15 protein-coding genes are annotated in these 15,158 nt (G+C 66.5%); 13 read left to right on the top strand and 2 right to left on the bottom strand.

Features of this window, described 5'->3' with window-relative positions; genetic code table 11:
* Positions 1-6 precede the first annotated feature (6 nt).
* Positions 7-714 carry a FadR/GntR family transcriptional regulator gene (locus ACSFB7_RS08220; protein WP_435468863.1) on the bottom strand — a complete coding sequence of 236 codons (708 nt, stop codon included), beginning with the start codon at positions 712-714 and terminating at the stop codon, positions 7-9.
* Between the two features lie 138 nt (positions 715-852).
* Here ACSFB7_RS08220 and ACSFB7_RS08215 point away from each other — a divergent pair, with 138 nt between their 5' ends.
* The 4 genes from ACSFB7_RS08215 to ACSFB7_RS08200 are packed head-to-tail and all read left to right on the top strand — an operon-like array spanning position 853 to position 4,100.
* The gene (locus ACSFB7_RS08215) at positions 853-1,587 is read left to right on the top strand and encodes an SDR family oxidoreductase (RefSeq protein ID WP_435468861.1); all 735 of its coding nucleotides are present in this window, start codon (positions 853-855) and stop codon (positions 1,585-1,587) included.
* Positions 1,584-2,330, top strand: a complete 747-nt coding sequence (locus ACSFB7_RS08210) for an SDR family NAD(P)-dependent oxidoreductase (RefSeq protein ID WP_435468859.1) — start codon at positions 1,584-1,586, stop codon at positions 2,328-2,330. The genes ACSFB7_RS08215 and ACSFB7_RS08210 overlap by 4 nt, the downstream gene beginning before the upstream one ends.
* A 26-nt stretch (positions 2,331-2,356) precedes the next feature.
* Positions 2,357-3,205 (top strand): fumarylacetoacetate hydrolase family protein, encoded by an 849-nt coding sequence (locus ACSFB7_RS08205; RefSeq protein WP_435468857.1) that lies wholly within the window; start codon positions 2,357-2,359, stop codon positions 3,203-3,205.
* A 58-nt stretch (positions 3,206-3,263) separates the two neighbouring features.
* Complete coding sequence (locus ACSFB7_RS08200; RefSeq protein ID WP_435468855.1) at positions 3,264-4,100, top strand: helix-turn-helix domain-containing protein; 837 nt, start codon at positions 3,264-3,266, stop codon at positions 4,098-4,100.
* 14 nt (positions 4,101-4,114) lie between these two features.
* On the opposite strand, the gene ACSFB7_RS08195 is transcribed toward ACSFB7_RS08200, so the two are convergent.
* Complete coding sequence (locus tag ACSFB7_RS08195) at positions 4,115-5,002, bottom strand: LysR family transcriptional regulator (protein WP_435468853.1); 888 nt, start codon at positions 5,000-5,002, stop codon at positions 4,115-4,117.
* Positions 5,003-5,134: 132 nt separating this feature from the next.
* Between ACSFB7_RS08195 and ACSFB7_RS08190 the strand changes: the two genes are divergently transcribed.
* The 9 genes from ACSFB7_RS08190 to ACSFB7_RS08150 all read left to right on the top strand — a co-directional run bounded on the left by ACSFB7_RS08190 (position 5,135) and on the right by ACSFB7_RS08150 (position 15,155).
* The gene (locus ACSFB7_RS08190; RefSeq protein ID WP_435468852.1) at positions 5,135-5,893 is read left to right on the top strand and encodes an SDR family oxidoreductase; all 759 of its coding nucleotides are present in this window, start codon (positions 5,135-5,137) and stop codon (positions 5,891-5,893) included.
* 173 nt (positions 5,894-6,066) lie between these two features.
* Positions 6,067-6,753 (top strand): TetR/AcrR family transcriptional regulator, encoded by a 687-nt coding sequence (locus ACSFB7_RS08185; protein ID WP_435468850.1) that lies wholly within the window; start codon positions 6,067-6,069, stop codon positions 6,751-6,753.
* Positions 6,754-6,822: 69 nt separating this feature from the next.
* On the top strand, positions 6,823-8,619 hold the full coding sequence (locus ACSFB7_RS08180) for an acyl-CoA dehydrogenase C-terminal domain-containing protein (protein WP_435468848.1): 1,797 nt from the start codon (positions 6,823-6,825) through the stop codon (positions 8,617-8,619).
* Between the two features lie 42 nt (positions 8,620-8,661).
* A complete protein-coding gene (locus tag ACSFB7_RS08175) occupies positions 8,662-9,108 on the top strand; it encodes a DUF2147 domain-containing protein (RefSeq protein ID WP_093244104.1) in 447 nt (148 codons plus the stop codon).
* Positions 9,109-9,148: 40 nt separating this feature from the next.
* Complete coding sequence (locus ACSFB7_RS08170) at positions 9,149-11,572, top strand: 3-hydroxyacyl-CoA dehydrogenase/enoyl-CoA hydratase family protein (protein WP_435468846.1); 2,424 nt, start codon at positions 9,149-9,151, stop codon at positions 11,570-11,572.
* 13 nt (positions 11,573-11,585) lie between these two features.
* Entirely contained in the window at positions 11,586-12,035 is a 450-nt protein-coding gene (locus tag ACSFB7_RS08165; protein ID WP_435468844.1) for an endonuclease domain-containing protein, read from the top strand.
* Positions 12,032-13,228 carry an acetyl-CoA C-acyltransferase gene (locus tag ACSFB7_RS08160; protein WP_435468842.1) on the top strand — a complete coding sequence of 399 codons (1,197 nt, stop codon included), beginning with the start codon at positions 12,032-12,034 and terminating at the stop codon, positions 13,226-13,228. Before ACSFB7_RS08165 ends, ACSFB7_RS08160 begins: the two co-directional genes overlap by 4 nt.
* Positions 13,229-13,386: 158 nt before the next feature.
* A complete protein-coding gene (locus ACSFB7_RS08155) occupies positions 13,387-14,286 on the top strand; it encodes an alpha/beta hydrolase family protein (protein ID WP_435468840.1) in 900 nt (299 codons plus the stop codon).
* A gap of 32 nt (positions 14,287-14,318) precedes the next feature.
* The gene (locus ACSFB7_RS08150; RefSeq protein WP_435468838.1) at positions 14,319-15,155 is read left to right on the top strand and encodes an acyl-CoA thioesterase; all 837 of its coding nucleotides are present in this window, start codon (positions 14,319-14,321) and stop codon (positions 15,153-15,155) included.
* Positions 15,156-15,158 lie beyond the last annotated feature (3 nt).

Below are 15,158 nucleotides of genomic sequence, written 5' to 3'. Positions count from 1 at the left end.
TGTTTTTCAGGAGGCCTTGGTGCGGCGCCAGCTTGCGCTGAATCGCTGGTGGAACTTGTCCATGTGCTGGTGCATGGCCTCGCGCGCCGCCACAGGGTCGCGCGCGGCAATGGCGGCGAGGATCGCTTCGTGCTCGCCGATGGCGGCCTGCCACGAGTCCATGGTCTCGAAGTAATCGATCATCCGGGCGAAGATCGGGCCCTGCCGCGACTCCCAGAAGGCCTGCACGGTTTCGGTCAGCACCACGTTGCCGCAGGCGTTGACGATGGCCAGGTGGAAAGCGCGGTCGCCCTCGTGCGGCACCTCGTTGCGCGCGGCCAGCTCCCGCATCATCTGGATCGCGCGGCGCATGGCGTCCACGTCCTTGCGCTTGCCGTGCTGCGCGGCGGTGGCGGCGGTCTCGCCCTCCACCATGCGGCGTGCCCGGATGATTTCGAGCGGGCCCCACTCGGCGCCGCTCGCGGGCGTGCTGGTGCGGTGCGAGCGGTCGAGCACGTACACGCCCGAGCCGGTGCGGATCTCGACCCAGCCTTCCACCTCCAGCGCAATCAGCGCCTCGCGCACCGATGGCCGGCTCACGCCCAACTGCTTGGCGAGGTCGCGCTCGGCGGGAATGCGCGCGCCGACATCGAACTCGCCCTTGCCGATGAGGCCCCGGAGCTGGTCGGCGATCTGGCGATAAAGGCGCTGGGGTTCTACGGTCTGGAGCGGCACGAGGTCGAAGGGGTTAAGGGTTGTCCTGAATTGGACAAGTGGTAAGGCCAATTCAGAATACGATACACCCTCCGCGCCACCCATTGGGCCAAACCCGAATCCGCCGGCCGCCAGGCCCGTTCGCATGCAGGAGACACGATGAGACTGAAGGGAAAAACCGCGCTGGTCACCGCCGCCGGCCAGGGCATCGGCCATGCCAGCGTGCTGGCGCTCGCGGCCGAAGGCGCGCGCGTCTGGGCCACCGACGTCAACGAGAAGCTGCTCGAACGCTATGCGGGCGTGGCCAACGTCACCGCGCTCAAGCTCGACGTGCTCGACAAGGCCGCCATCGGCGCGCTGGTGGCGCAGCTGCCCACGCTCGACGTGCTCTTCAACTGCGCGGGCGTGGTGCACAACGGCACCATCGAGCAGGCCAGCGACGACGACCTGATGTTCGCCTTCAGCCTCAACGTGCGTGCCCAGATGTGGACCATCCAGGCCGTGCTGCCCGGCATGCTGGCGGCCGGGCGCGGCAGCATCATCAACATGGCGAGCGTGTGCTCCAGCATGAAGGGGCTGCCCAACCGCTTTGTCTACGGCACCACCAAGGCGGCGGTGCTCGGGCTCACCAAGAGCGTGGCGGCCGACTACGTGACGAAGGGCATCCGCTGCAATGCGGTGTGCCCGGGCACGGTCGACACGCCCTCGCTGGGTGAGCGCATCAACGCGAACGCCGACCCCGAGGAGGCCCGCAAGGCCTTCATCGCGCGCCAGCCCATGGGCCGGCTTGCACAGGCCGAAGAGATCGCACCGGTCGTGGTGTTCCTCGCCAGCGACGAGTCGATCTTCGCGACAGGCCAGTACTTCGCCGTCGATGGCGGGATCACCATATGAATCAGCTCGACTTCGCGGGTCGGCATGCGGTCGTCACCGGTGGCGCCACGGGCCTGGGCTTCGGCATCGCGCAGCGGCTGGTGGACTCGGGCGGCAGCGTCACGCTGTGGGACCGCGATGAAGCCGCCGCGAATCAGGCCGCGCAATCGCTCGGCGACAGAGCCTTCGCGCTGAAGGTCGACGTGTCGCAGCAGCCGTCGGTTGCCAAGGCCGTGGCCGCCACGCTGGCGCATGCCTCGCGCATCGATGCGCTGGTCAACAGCGCCGGCATCACCGGCCCGAACGTCAAGCTGTGGGACTACCCGGTGGACGACTGGCGCCAGGTGATGGACGTCAACATCAACGGCGTGTTTCTCTGCTGCCGCGAGGTGATCGGCCAGATGCGCAAGCAAGGCTACGGCCGCATCGTCAACATCGCCTCCGTTGCAGGCAAGGACGGCAACCCCAACGCCAGCGCCTACAGCGCCAGCAAGGCGGCCGTCATCGGCATCACCAAGTCGCTCGGCAAGGAGCTGGCCGACACCGGCATCCGCGTGAACTGCGTGACGCCCGCTGCGGTGAAGACGGCCATCTTCGACCAGATGACGCCCGAGCACATCGCCTTCATGCTCTCGAAGATCCCGATGGGCCGCTTCGGCACGGTGGAAGAGGTGGCCGCGATGGTCGGCTGGCTCTGCACCGAAGACTGCTCTTTTTCCACCGGCGCGGTCTTTGACCTCTCCGGTGGCCGCTCCACGTATTAGTCAATTCAATGCACTGAAAGGAAAGCATGAAACTCGTCCGCTATGGCAACCCCGGCAAGGAAAAACCCGGCCTCATCGACAGCGACGGCAAGCTGCGCGACCTGAGCGAGATCGTCAAGGACATCGGTCCCGACCAGCTCGGCGACGCCGCCATTGCCAAGCTGCGCAAGCAGAAGATCGACAAGCTGCCGCTGGTCAAGGGCAAGCCGCGTCTGGGCAGCCCCGTGGTCAACGTCGGCAAGTTCATCGCCATCGGCCTGAACTACGCGGACCATGCAGCCGAGTCCGGCCTGCCGGTGCCCAAAGAGCCCGTGGTGTTCACCAAGGCCACGAGCTGCATCCAGGGCCCGAACGATCCGGTGATGCTGCCCAAAGGCTCGGTCAAGACCGACTGGGAAGTCGAGCTCGGCGTGGTCATCGGCACGCGCGCACGCTACGTGTCGCAAAAGAGCGCGCTCGACTACGTGGCCGGCTACTGCACCATCAACGACATCAGCGAGCGTGAATACCAGATCGAGCGCGGCGGCACATGGGACAAGGGCAAGGGTTGCGACACCTTCGGCCCGCTCGGCCCCTGGCTGGTGACGCGCGACGAGATCGAGAACCCGCAGAAGCTCGCGATGTGGCTCGACCTGAACGGCAAGCGCGTGCAGACCGGCAGCACCAAGACCATGATCTTCAGCGTGGCCAAGATCGTCAGCTACGTGAGCCAGTTCATGACGCTGATGCCGGGCGACGTCATCACCACCGGCACGCCTCCGGGCGTCGGCATGGGCATGAAGCCGCCGCTGTTCCTGAAGAAGGGCGACGTGATGACGCTGGGCATCGAAGGCCTGGGCGAGCAGCGCCAGGAAGTGGTTCCCTTCAAGCTCTGAAGACCCTGGCTGCGGGCGTGCAACGCGCCCGCGCCCGGTGTCTGCGATCATCCGGCGGATGAAGGCGTCCCCGGACCATCGCAGCCTGGTGTTCGCAACCCCCTGGGAGGGGGTGCACGGCACCCTGATCGACAGTGCCCGCCACTATGGCCGGCACTGGCACGCGACCTACGGACTCGGCCTGCTGGAGCACGGCGCCCAGCGCTCGGCCAGCGGACGCGGCAAGGTCGACGCCTATGCCGGTGACCTGATCACCACCAACCCGGGCGAGGTGCATGACGGCCAGCCGCTGGGCGGCCCCTCGCGCCGCTGGCGCATGGTGTACCTGGACCCGGTCGTCATCGCCGGCATGAAGGGCGATGTGGACGATGGCATCGACGTGGAACTGACGCGGCCCGTGATCAGCGATGCGCGGCTTGGCGACACGCTGCGGCGCCTGTTCGTGCGTCTCGACGACTGGCACGCCGCACCTGTGCTGAACAGCGTGGAATCGCTGGCCTGCGAAGAGTCGTTGGTCGAGGTCTGCGGCCTGCTGCTCGATGGCCACGCCACCGCCTCACCCGGCAGCGAAGCGGCGGCCGATATGCGGCAGGTGCGCGAACGGCTGGCCGACGATCTGCTCAACCCACCCACGCTGGCCGACATGGCGGCGATGACCGGCCTGAGCAAGTACCAGTTGCTGCGCCGCTTCGAGAAAAGCTATGGCGTGCCGCCTCACGCATGGCTCGTGCTGCAGCGCGCCGAGCGCGCACGCAAGCTGATCCGCCAGGGCACGAGCCTTGCGCATGCCGCCACCGACAGCGGCTTTGCCGACCAGAGCCACATGACGCGCATCTTCGCGCGCCAGTTCGGCTTCACGCCCGGCGCGTGGCAGCGGGCGCAACGCCCGCAATAGCCGCAACAGGCCGTTCAGCCCAGCACGCGGACCAGCTCGTCGTACACCAGCCGCACACGCGCCGGCACCGGTGCGCGCTGCGCGCGATAGACGTAGATCGGCCACGGCTCCGGCGAATCGGCTTCCAGCACCGGCACCAGCGCACCCGACGGCAACCAGGGCTCGACCAGCGGCGCGATGAGCTGGCCGAAGCCCAGCCCGGCGAGCACGGCGGCACATTCGGCGTCGTAGTCGTCGGTGACGAAGGCGGGCGAGGGCACCTGCACCTGCCGCGATTTGCTGAAGACCCAGGGCCAGGGCCGCCGCGACTTGCGGTTGATCAACGAAGTGAGCGGCATCGCCGCCAGTGCATCGAGGTTCTTCGGCACGCCCGTGCGCGCGATGAGTTCCGGCGCGCCCACCACGTGCAGCGCCATCTTGCCCACCGGCCGCGCCACGAAGCGCGAATCGCGCAGCGGGCCCACGCGCACGCCGATGTCGATCTGCTGGCCGACCACGTCGGTGTGTTCTTCGGCCACGCGCAGGTCCAGCGTGAGGCCGGGATGCGCGGCCAGCATCGGCGCCAGCGCCTGCGGAATGAAGCGCCGCCCGAAGATGCCCGGGGCCGTGACCCGCACCGTGCCCGCATGCTGCGAGAGGGCGCGCCGGTCGGTGCGGTGAAAGAGATCGTCGACGCCGACCACCGCCACCCGCGCGCGTTCCGCCAGTTGCAGCCCGAAGTCCGTGAGCTGCACGCCGCGCGTGCTTCGGTGAAACAGCGGCTCGCCCAGCTCTTCTTCCAGCTCGCGCACCGCGCGCGTCACGACCTGGGGTGACACCGACAGCCTGGCGGCCGCTTCGCGGAAGTTGGCGGCATCGGCGGCGGCGCAGAACACGCGCAGGGCTTCGAGGCGGTTGGACATGGTGGCGACTTTCTCAAGAGGGTGAGTGTTCCTGAATTGCGAATTCTGAAGTCGTCAGAGTTTCATTTACGGGAACGCGTGGATTTTCCACACTGCATGCACTTCTTCAACACACCGCCAAAGGAAATCCCCATGACATCCGTTCAAGACAACATCAAGGGCAAGGTCGCCATCGTCACCGGCGCGAGCAGCGGGCTCGGCGAATCGACCGCGCGCCACCTGGCCGCACGCGGTGCGAAGGTGGTGCTTGCAGCGCGCCGCACCGACCGGCTCGACAAGGTCGTCGCCGAGATCCGCGAAGCCGGCGGCGAAGCCATCGCCGTGGCCACCGACGTCGCGAAGCGCGCCGACCTCGAAAAGCTCGCAACAGCCACCGTCGAGGCTTTCGGCCGCATCGACGTGCTGGTCAACAACGCGGGCGTGATGCCGCTGTCGCCCATTGACAAGCTCAAGGTCGACGAGTGGGACCGCACCATCGACGTCAACATCAAGGGCGTGCTCTACGGCATCGCCGCGGTGCTGCCGCGCATGCAGGCGCAGGGCAGCGGGCACATCGTCAACGTGGCGTCGATTGCCGGGCTGAAGGTGTTCACGCCCATCGGCACGGTCTACAGCGCGACCAAGCACGCGGTGCGCGCCATCTCCGAAGGGTTGCGCGTGGAAGTGGGCAACAGCGGCGTGCGCGTGACCATCGTGTCGCCCGGCGCGGTCGACTCGGAACTGAAGTTCGGCAGCAGCGATGCCGAGAGCGCGGCGGGCGTGAAGGCCTTCTACGACGCGAACCAGATCCCGGCCGATTCGGTGGCGCGCGCCATCGTCTACGCGGTCGAACAGCCGGCGAACGTGGACATCAACGAAGTGGTGCTGCGGCCGGTGTCGCAGGAGTTCTGATCGAAAGAGGGCCGGCGACGGCCCGGAAGCAAGAGCGCCTGCACCTCGCGTGCACGGCGCTCGCTTCACATCTGCTTCAAATTAACCTTCTATAACTGAAGGACTTTGGCAGCCAAAAGTGCAAAGCCCCTGCAAAATAGAACGACCGTTCGTTTTTGTCTGGGAATTCCACGATGACCGCCACAGCCGTTTCCGCCAAGCCAGCCCGGGCTGCCCAGAAGGGCCAGCAGACCAAGGCCGTGATCGTCGACGCCGCACTGGCGTTGGCCGCGCAGATCGGGCTCGAGGGCCTCTCGATCGGCGCGGTGGCCGAAATCACCAAGATGAGCAAGTCGGGCGTCTTCGCCCACTTCGGCTCGCGCGAGGAACTGCAGATCTCGGTGGTGCGCGAGTATCACGCACGCTTCGAGCAAGAGGTGTTCTTTCCCGCGCTCAAGGCGCCGCGCGGCCTGCCGCGCCTGCGCGCCATGTTCGCCAACTGGATGAAGCGCACCTCGACCGAAATCGACTCGGGCTGCATCTACATCAGCGGCGCTTCCGAATTCGATGACCGCCCGGGCCCCGTGCGCGATGCGCTGGTCGAGTCGGTCAGCATCTGGCAGGCGGCCGTGCTGCGCGCCATCGTGCAGTCGCAGACCGAAGGCCATCTGCGCGCCGATGCCGACGAGCGCCAGGTCGCGTTCGAGATCCACGGCCTGATCCTCGCGCTGCACTACGAAGCCCGCTTCCTGCAGGTGCCCGGCTCCATCGGCCGCGCCAATATCGGCTTCGACAACATCCTCGCGCGCAGCGCCACGCCCGACGCCCCGAAGGCCGAGGCCGCCGCACCTGCCGCCCGCCGCCTCAAGCCCGTGCGCTGAGCGGGCGGGCCGCCCCCTTTCGTTTTTTCCTTTCTTCCCTTTATCTAGCTTCGACCAGGAGAGTTCCGGATGCCTACCTACAACCCACCCGTGCGTGACATGCAGTTCGTGCTGCACGAAGTGCTCAACGTCACCGAGGAACTCAAGGCGCTGCCGGCCCATGCCGAGACCGATGCCGACACCATCAATGCGGTGATCGAAGAGGCCGGAAAGTTCGCCGCCGAAGTGACCTTTCCGCTGAACATCAGCGGCGACGAAGAAGGCTGCGTGCTCGACAAGGCCACGCACGAAGTCAAGACGCCCAAGGGCTTCAAGGACGCCTACGCCAAGTACGTCGAAGGCGGCTGGCCGGCGCTGTCGTGCGACCCGGCCTTCGGCGGCCAGGGCCTGCCTTTCGTGGTCAACCAGTGCCTGTTCGAAATGCTCAACAGCGCCAACCAGGCCTGGACCATGTACCCCGGCCTCTCGCACGGCGCGTACGAAGCGCTCAAGGCCCACGGCACCGAAGAACAGAAGAAGACCTACCTGCCCAAGCTCACCAGCGGCGAATGGACCGGCACCATGTGCCTGACCGAACCCCATTGCGGCACCGACCTGGGCCTGCTGCGCACCAAGGCCGAACCGCAGGCCGACGGCACCTACCGCATCACCGGCAGCAAGATCTTCATCTCGGCCGGCGAGCACGACATGACGGACAACATCATTCACCTGGTGCTGGCCCGCCTGCCCGATGCGCCCAAGGGCAGCAAAGGCATCAGCCTGTTCGTGGTGCCCAAGTTCCATGTGAAGGCCGACGGCTCGCTCGGCGGCCGCAACCCGATCTTCTGCGCCGGCCTGGAGCACAAGATGGGCATCCACGGCAACGCCACCGCGCAGATCGTGATCGAAGGCGCCACCGGCACGCTGGTGGGCGAGCCCAACAAGGGCCTGGCCGCGATGTTCGTGATGATGAACGCCGCGCGCCTGGGCGTGGGCAACCAGTCGCTGGGCCTGACCGAAGTGGCTTATCAAAATGCACTGGCCTATGCCAAGGACCGCCTGCAGATGCGTTCGCTCTCAGGCGTGAAGGCCAAGGACAAGGAAGCCGACCCGATCATCGTGCACCCCGACGTGCGCAAGATGCTGCTCACCGCCAAGGCCTTTGCCGAAGGCGGCCGCGCGCTGCAGATCTTCTGCACGCTGCTGCTCGACAAGGAACACAACCACCCCGACGAAAAGGTGCGCAAGGACAGCGGCGAGCTGGTCGCGCTGCTCACGCCCATCGTCAAGGCCTTCATCACCGACAACGGCCACATCGCGACCAATTCGTGCATGCAGGTGTTCGGCGGCCACGGCTTCATCAAGGAATGGGGCATGGAGCAGTTCGTGCGCGACAACCGCATCAACATGATCTATGAAGGCACCAACACCATCCAGTCGCTGGACCTGCTGGGCCGCAAGATCCTGGGCAACAACGGCGCCTCGCTCAAGAAGTTCGGCAAGCTCGTGGGCAAGCTGGTGGAAGAAGAAGGCGTGAACGAGAAGATGGCCGAGTTCATCAACCCGATCGCGATGCTGGGCGACCAGCTCACCAAGTTCACCACCGAGATCGGCTTCAAGGGCTTCCAGAACCCCGACGAAGTGGGCGCCGCCGCTGTCGACTACCTGCGCGTGGCTGGCCACTTCGTGTTCGGCTACCTGTTCGCACGCATGGCGCAAGTGGCGCTGCGCGAGATCGCGGCCGGCAACACCGACCCGTTCTACGTCGCCAAGCTGCAGACCGCGCGCTTCTACTTCGCCAAGCTGTTCCCCGAGACCCTGACGCTGATGCGCACCGCCCGCGCGGGCAGCAAGGTGTTGATGGACACCGACGCAGCACTGGCCTGAAGCCCCTAACGTCCTTCTTTCCATCTTCTTCCGGAGCCGAACATGAAAGCCACCTTCGTTGCAGCCATCGTTTTCGCCGCCACCTCCGTCGTCGCCGTTTCGGCCATGGCCCAGAGCACCCCGGTGGGGTTGTGGCGCAACGTCGACGACAAGACCGGCGAGGTCAAGGCCGAGATCCGCATCGGCGAGACCAACGGCGCGCTGCTCGGGCGCATCGAGAAGTCGTTGAAGAAGGACGCCAAGCCCGACGCGGTCTGCGATGAATGCAGCGACGACCGCAAGGGCAAGCCCATGCTGGGCCTGGACATCATCCGCGGCGGCAAGAAGGCCGAAGGCAAGGACGTCTGGGAAGGCGGAAAGATCCTCGACCCCGAGAACGGCAAGGAATACCGCGCGAGCTTCACGCCCATCGACGGCGGCAAGAAGCTCGAAGTGCGCGGCTACCTCGGCCCGTTCTGGCGTACGCAAACCTGGAACCGTGTGCAGTAAGCAAGCCTGCGCGCAACCAATCCAAGAAATACCAAGCAACATGTCCCGATTTCAAGTGAAGAAGGTCGCCGTGCTCGGCGCCGGCGTGATGGGCGCGCAGATTGCGGCCCACCTCGTCAACGTGCGCGTGCCCGTCGTGCTGTTCGACCTGGCCGCGAAGGACGCGACCGGAGCTGTCGCTCAAGGTGCAGCGAAGAACGGCATCGTCACGCGCGCCATCGACAACCTCAAGAAGCTCAAGCCTGCGCCGCTCGGCGACGTGGCCGACGCCGTGCTGATCGAGCAGGCCAACTATGAAGACGACCTCGCCAAGCTCGGCGAGTGCGACCTCATCATCGAAGCCATTGCCGAGCGCATGGACTGGAAGCTCGATCTGTACAAGAAGATCGCGCCCCACGTGGCCAAGCATTCGATCCTGGCCTCGAACACCTCGGGCCTGTCGATCACCAAGCTCAGCGAAGCGCTGCCCGAAGCGCTGAAGCCGCGCTTTTGCGGCATTCACTTCTTCAACCCGCCGCGCTACATGTTCCTGGTGGAGCTGATCAACACGCCCACCACGCAGCCGCAGGTGCTCGACGACCTCGAGGCCTTCGTCACCAGCATGCTCGGCAAGGGCGTGGTGCGCGCGCACGACACACCCAACTTCATCGCCAACCGCGTCGGCATCGCCGGCATGCTGGCCACGCTGAAGGAAGTCGAGAAGTTCGGCTTGACGCCCGACGTGGTGGACGACCTCACGGGCAAGAAGCTGGGCCGCGCGAGCTCGGGCACCTTCCGCACCGCCGACGTGGTGGGCCTGGACACCATGGCCCACGTCGTGAAGACGCTGCAGGACAACCTGAACGCCGAGACCGATCCGTTCTACGCCAACTTCGCGACGCCGCCGGTGCTCGCCAAGCTGCTGGAGCTGGGCAACCTGGGCCAGAAGACCAAGGCCGGTTTCTTCAAGAAGGTCGGCCGCGACATCCTGCGCTTCGACCTGAAGAGCGGCGACTACGTGCCCGCCGGCGCCAAGGCCGACGAGGTGTACGGCCGCATGCTGAAGAAGCCCGCTGGCGAGCGCCTGAAGCTGCTGCGCGAGAGCGAAGGACCGCAGGGCCAGTTCCTCTGGGCCATCCTGCGCGACGGCTTCCACTACGCCGCCGTGCACCTGGCCGACATTGCCGAGAGCGCGCGCGACATCGACTTCGCGATGCGATGGGGCTTCGGCATGAAGCAGGGCCCGTTCGAGCTGTGGCAAGAGGCCGGCTGGGCACAGGTCGCCAAGTGGATTCAGGAAGACATCGACGCGGGCAAGGCGCTGAGCACGGTGCCGCTGCCCAAGTGGGTGTTCGAAGGCGCAGTGGTCAAGGCCGGTGGCGTGCACACGCCGGAAGGCTCGTGGAGCGCGTTGCAAGGCCAGTTCATTCCGCAACGCAAGCTGCCGGTGCATGACCGCCAGTTGTTCCCCGAAAGCGTGCTCGGCGCGAATGCAGCCGATGCCAACAAGGCCGGCACCACGATCAGCGACGAAGGCGATGTGCGCGTGTGGACGCTCGACGGCGAAGTGCTCATCGCGAGCATCCACTCGAAGATGCACGCCATCAGCCCTGACGTGGCCGAGGCACTCGGTGCGGCGGTCGATCTGGCCGAAGCCGAATACAAGGGCCTGGTGATCTGGTCGCCCGACGAGATGTTCTCGGTCGGCGCCGACCTGCAGGCGATGCTGCCGGCCTTCGTGGTCGCGGGCATCGGCGCGGTCGAAGGCGCGGAAGAAGAGCTGCAGAACGTGATGCTCAAGATCCGCTACGCCAGCGTGCCGGTAGTGTCGGCCGTGCGCGGCCTGGCACTGGGCGGCGGTTGCGAACTGGCCGTGTACTCGGCCAAGCGCGTGGCGGCGATGGAAAGCTACATCGGCCTGGTCGAAGTGGGCGTGGGCCTGATCCCCGGCGCGGGTGGCCTGACGTACATCGCGCGTCGCGCGGCCGAGAACGCATCGGCCTCGACGGGCACCGACCTGCTGCCGTTCCTCACCGAAGGCTTCACCGCTGCGGCGATGGCGAAGGTCGGCACCGGCGCGCTCGATTCGAAGAAGCTGGGCTTTTTGCTCGACAGCGACGTGATCGTGCCGAACAAGGACGAGCTGCTGTACGTGGCGCTGCAGCAGGCGAAGGCCATGGCCGACGCCGGCTACCGCGCACCGCTGCGCCGCACCTTCCGCGTGGCCGGCCGCAGCGGCGCCGCGACGATCAAGGGGCAGCTCGTGAACATGCGCGACGGCGGCTTCATCAGCGCGCACGACTTCCACATCGCGAGCCTGATCGCGAATGTGGTGACCGGCGGCGATGTGGATGCGGGTTCGCTCGTGACCGAGGAATACCTGATGACGCTGGAACGCAAGGCGTTCTGCTCGCTGATCGTGCATCCGAAGACGCAGGAACGGATCATGGGGATGTTGAGTACGGGGAAGCCGGTGCGGAACTGATCCGGCAAGGACCATGAGCGAAGACCTCGACACGGCCGGTCCCCTCTCCCGCTTGCGGGAGAGGGCTAGGGTGAGGGCACGCAGCCTTCGCACAACCCCGACCGACGCCGAGGCTCTGCTCTGGTATCACCTGCGTGATCGCCGCATGGCCGACCACAAGTTCCGTCGCCAGCGTCCGATCGGCCCTTACTTCGCAGACTTCGCGTGCCTCGAAGCGAAGTTGATCGTTGAACTGGACGGTGGTCAGCATGTGGACGCGGCCCTCTGCGACGAAAACCGCACCCGTTTCCTCGAAGCCCAGGGCTACCGCGTGCTCCGGTTCTGGAACAACGAAGTGCTGACGCAGACGGATGCCGTACGCGAACGAATCCTGCAGGCGCTGCAGGAAGACAACCCTCACCCCAACCCTCTCCCGCAAGCGGGAGAGGGGGCAAGACAAGATACAAGGACCGAAAAGCCATGAAACAGATTCAAGACGCCTACATCGTCTCCGCCACTCGCACCCCCATCGGAAAATCCCACCGCGGCTACTTCCGCAACTACCGCCCCGATGACCTCCTCGCGACCACGCTGAAAGCAGCACTCGCCGCAGTCCCAGGCCTCGACCCCAAGGCCATCGAAGACATCATCTGCGGCTGCGCGATTCCCGAATCGCAGCAGGGCCTGAACGTCGCCCGCATCGGCGCCGTGCTGGCCGGCCTGCCCACCAGCATCGGCGGCATCACCGTCAACCGCTTCTGCGCATCGGGCCTGTCCGCCGTGCAGATGGCCGCAGACCGCATCCGCGTCGGCGAGGCCGACGTGATGATCGCGGCCGGTGTCGAGAGCATGAGCATGGTGCCGATGATGGGCAACTCGCCGTCGCTGTCGCCTTCGATCTTCGAGCGCGAAGGCGACGTGGGCATTGCCTACGGCATGGGCCTCACGGCCGAGAAGGTCGCGCAGCAGTGGAAGGTGAGCCGCCAAGCGCAGGATGAATTCGCGCTCGCCTCGCACCAGAAGGCACTGGCCGCGCAGAAGGCCGGCAAGTTCGCCGACGAGATCACGCCCATCGAAGTGACCGACCGCACGCCGGACCTTGAGACCGGCGAGTCGATTGCCAAGACCCGCACCGTCAATCTCGACGAAGGCGCGCGCCCCGACACCAGCATCGAAGGCCTGGCCAAGCTGCGCACCGTGTTCGCCGCGCGCGGCACCGTCACGGCCGGCAACAGCTCGCAGACCTCCGACGGCGCGGGCGCGCTGATCCTGGCCAGCGAGAAGGCGGTCAAGCAATACGGCCTCACGCCGCTCGCGCGCTTCGTGAGCTTCGCCAGCAAGGGCGTGCCGCCGCACATCATGGGCATCGGCCCCATCGAAGCGATTCCGGCCGCACTGCGCTATGCGGGCCTCAAGCACGAAGACATCGACTGGTTCGAGCTCAACGAAGCCTTCGCCGCGCAATCGCTGGCGGTCATCAACACGCTGGGGCTCGATCCGTCGAAGGTCAATCCGATGGGCGGCGCGATCGCGCTGGGCCATCCGCTCGGCGCGACGGGTGCTATCCGCGCGGCTACCGTGGTGCACGCGCTGCGCCGCGAGAAGCTGAAGTACGGCATGGTCACGATGTGCGTGGGCATGGGCCAAGGCGCTGCAGGCATCTTCGAACGCGTCTAGCGGCTACTGCGCGGGCGATCTGCGGCGTTGCGGGGCCCATCGGGAAATTCTCACGACCCCTTCAGGTCGCTCCGTTTTCCCGCCACCCGCGCCTTGCATCTCATCCCGCTCGCTACGCCGCGAGGCGGTGGTCGGTCAACGAAGAAAGAGGCAAACCCATGCAAGCGCAACAGCTCCCCATCGACGGCGGCGCACAGCAACTGGCGGTGCGCCGCTACGAGCCCACCACCGCGCCGCGCGCCAGCATCGTCATCGGTGGCGCGATGGGCGTGCGCCAGTCGTTCTACGAACCCTTCGCGCAATGGCTCGCACAGCAGGGCTTGCGCGTCTGGACCTTCGACTACCGGGGCTCGGGCGACTCGCGCGGCAACGCGCCGTTGCGCGGCTTCGAGGCCGACCTGTTCGATTGGGCACGCGACTACGAAGCGGTGATCGACACCGCCAAGGCCGCGTTGCCCGATGAGCCGCTGTACCTGCTGGGCCACAGCCTTGGCGCGCAGTTGCCGGGTTTTCTGCAGCGCCCCGAACAGGTCGCGGGCCTCGTCAGCATCGCGGCCGGCAGCGGCTACTGGCGCGAGAACGCGCCGAAGCTCAAGCGCAGCATCCTTTACTTCTGGTTCGTGGTCGTGCCGCTCGCAACGAAGCTCTGGGGCTACTTCCCCGGCCGCAAGCTCAAGAAGATCGGCGACTTGCCGCGCGGCGTGATCCTGCAGTGGCGGCGCTGGTGCCTCAACCCGCGCTACAGCGTCGGCGCCGAAGGCGCGCTGGCCTTGCAGAGCTACGGCCGCGTGCGCTTCCCGGTGCTCGCGCTGTCGATGACCGACGACGAACTCATGACGCTCGCCGGCACCGAAAGCCTGGTGAGCTTCTATGCGGGCGCGCCTAGCGCGGTGGAGCGCATCGCGCCGGCCGACGTGCAGGCGCGGCGCATCGGCCACTTCGGTTTCTTCCGCGAACAGTTCAGCCAGAGCCTGTGGCCGAGCACGGTCGACAAGCTGCATCGGCTCGCATCGCTTACCGCGGTGCAGCACGCCAACGTCCCGCACACGACTGCGTGACGCGGGCCACCGGAGGCACACTGCCGATCACCATGAGCATGACGCACCACCCCTTCGACAAAGCCCTGGCACTGCACCACAGCGACATCCGCGTGGGGCACTTCACAGGCACCACCAGCCCCGACTACTGGAACATGGTCGGTCCCTTCGGCGGCACCACCGCGGCGACGGCGCTGCAGTCGGTGCTGCAGCATCCCGACCTGCTCGGCACGCCGATCGCGCTGACCGTCAACTACGCGGCGGCGCTCGAAGCCGGCGCCTTCGACGTGCAGACCACGGCCGTGCGCACCAACCGTTCGACACAACACTGGACCGTGCAGATCACGCAGCCCGGCGCCGGCGGCACGACGAACATGACGACCACCGCCACCGTGGTGACGGCCGCGCGCCGCGACACCTGGGGCCAGAGCGACATGCCGATGCCCGAGGTGCCCCGGCCCGAGACGGTCGAACGCATGAGCATCGGCCCTTCCGGCGTGGCCTGGATCAACCAGTACGAGATGCGCCCGGCCAGCGGCGGCATTCCCTCGAAGTGGGACGACAGCCTGCACCACAGCGAAACCCGCATCTGGCTGCGCGACGCGCAAGAACGCCCGCTCGATTTCGCCTCGCTGGCCGCGATGAGCGACATGTTCTACCCGCGCATCTGGTTGCGCCGCGCCAAGCACGTGCCGGCGGGCACGGTGTCGATCACCACCTACTTCCATGCCGATGCGGCCCAACTGGCCGAGGTCGGCACGGGCTACCTGCTGGGCCGCGCGGCGGGGCAGCAGTTCTTCAACGGCTTCTTCGACCAGACGGCGCATCTGTGGAGCGAGAAGGGCGTGTTGCTCGCCACCTCGAACCAGATCGTGTACTACAAGGAATAGCAC

It is taken from the genome of Variovorax raffinosi, assembly GCF_051216615.1.
Taxonomy (GTDB): Bacteria; Pseudomonadota; Gammaproteobacteria; order Burkholderiales; family Burkholderiaceae_C; genus Variovorax.
This window is presented reverse-complemented; position numbering and strand designations above follow the sequence as displayed.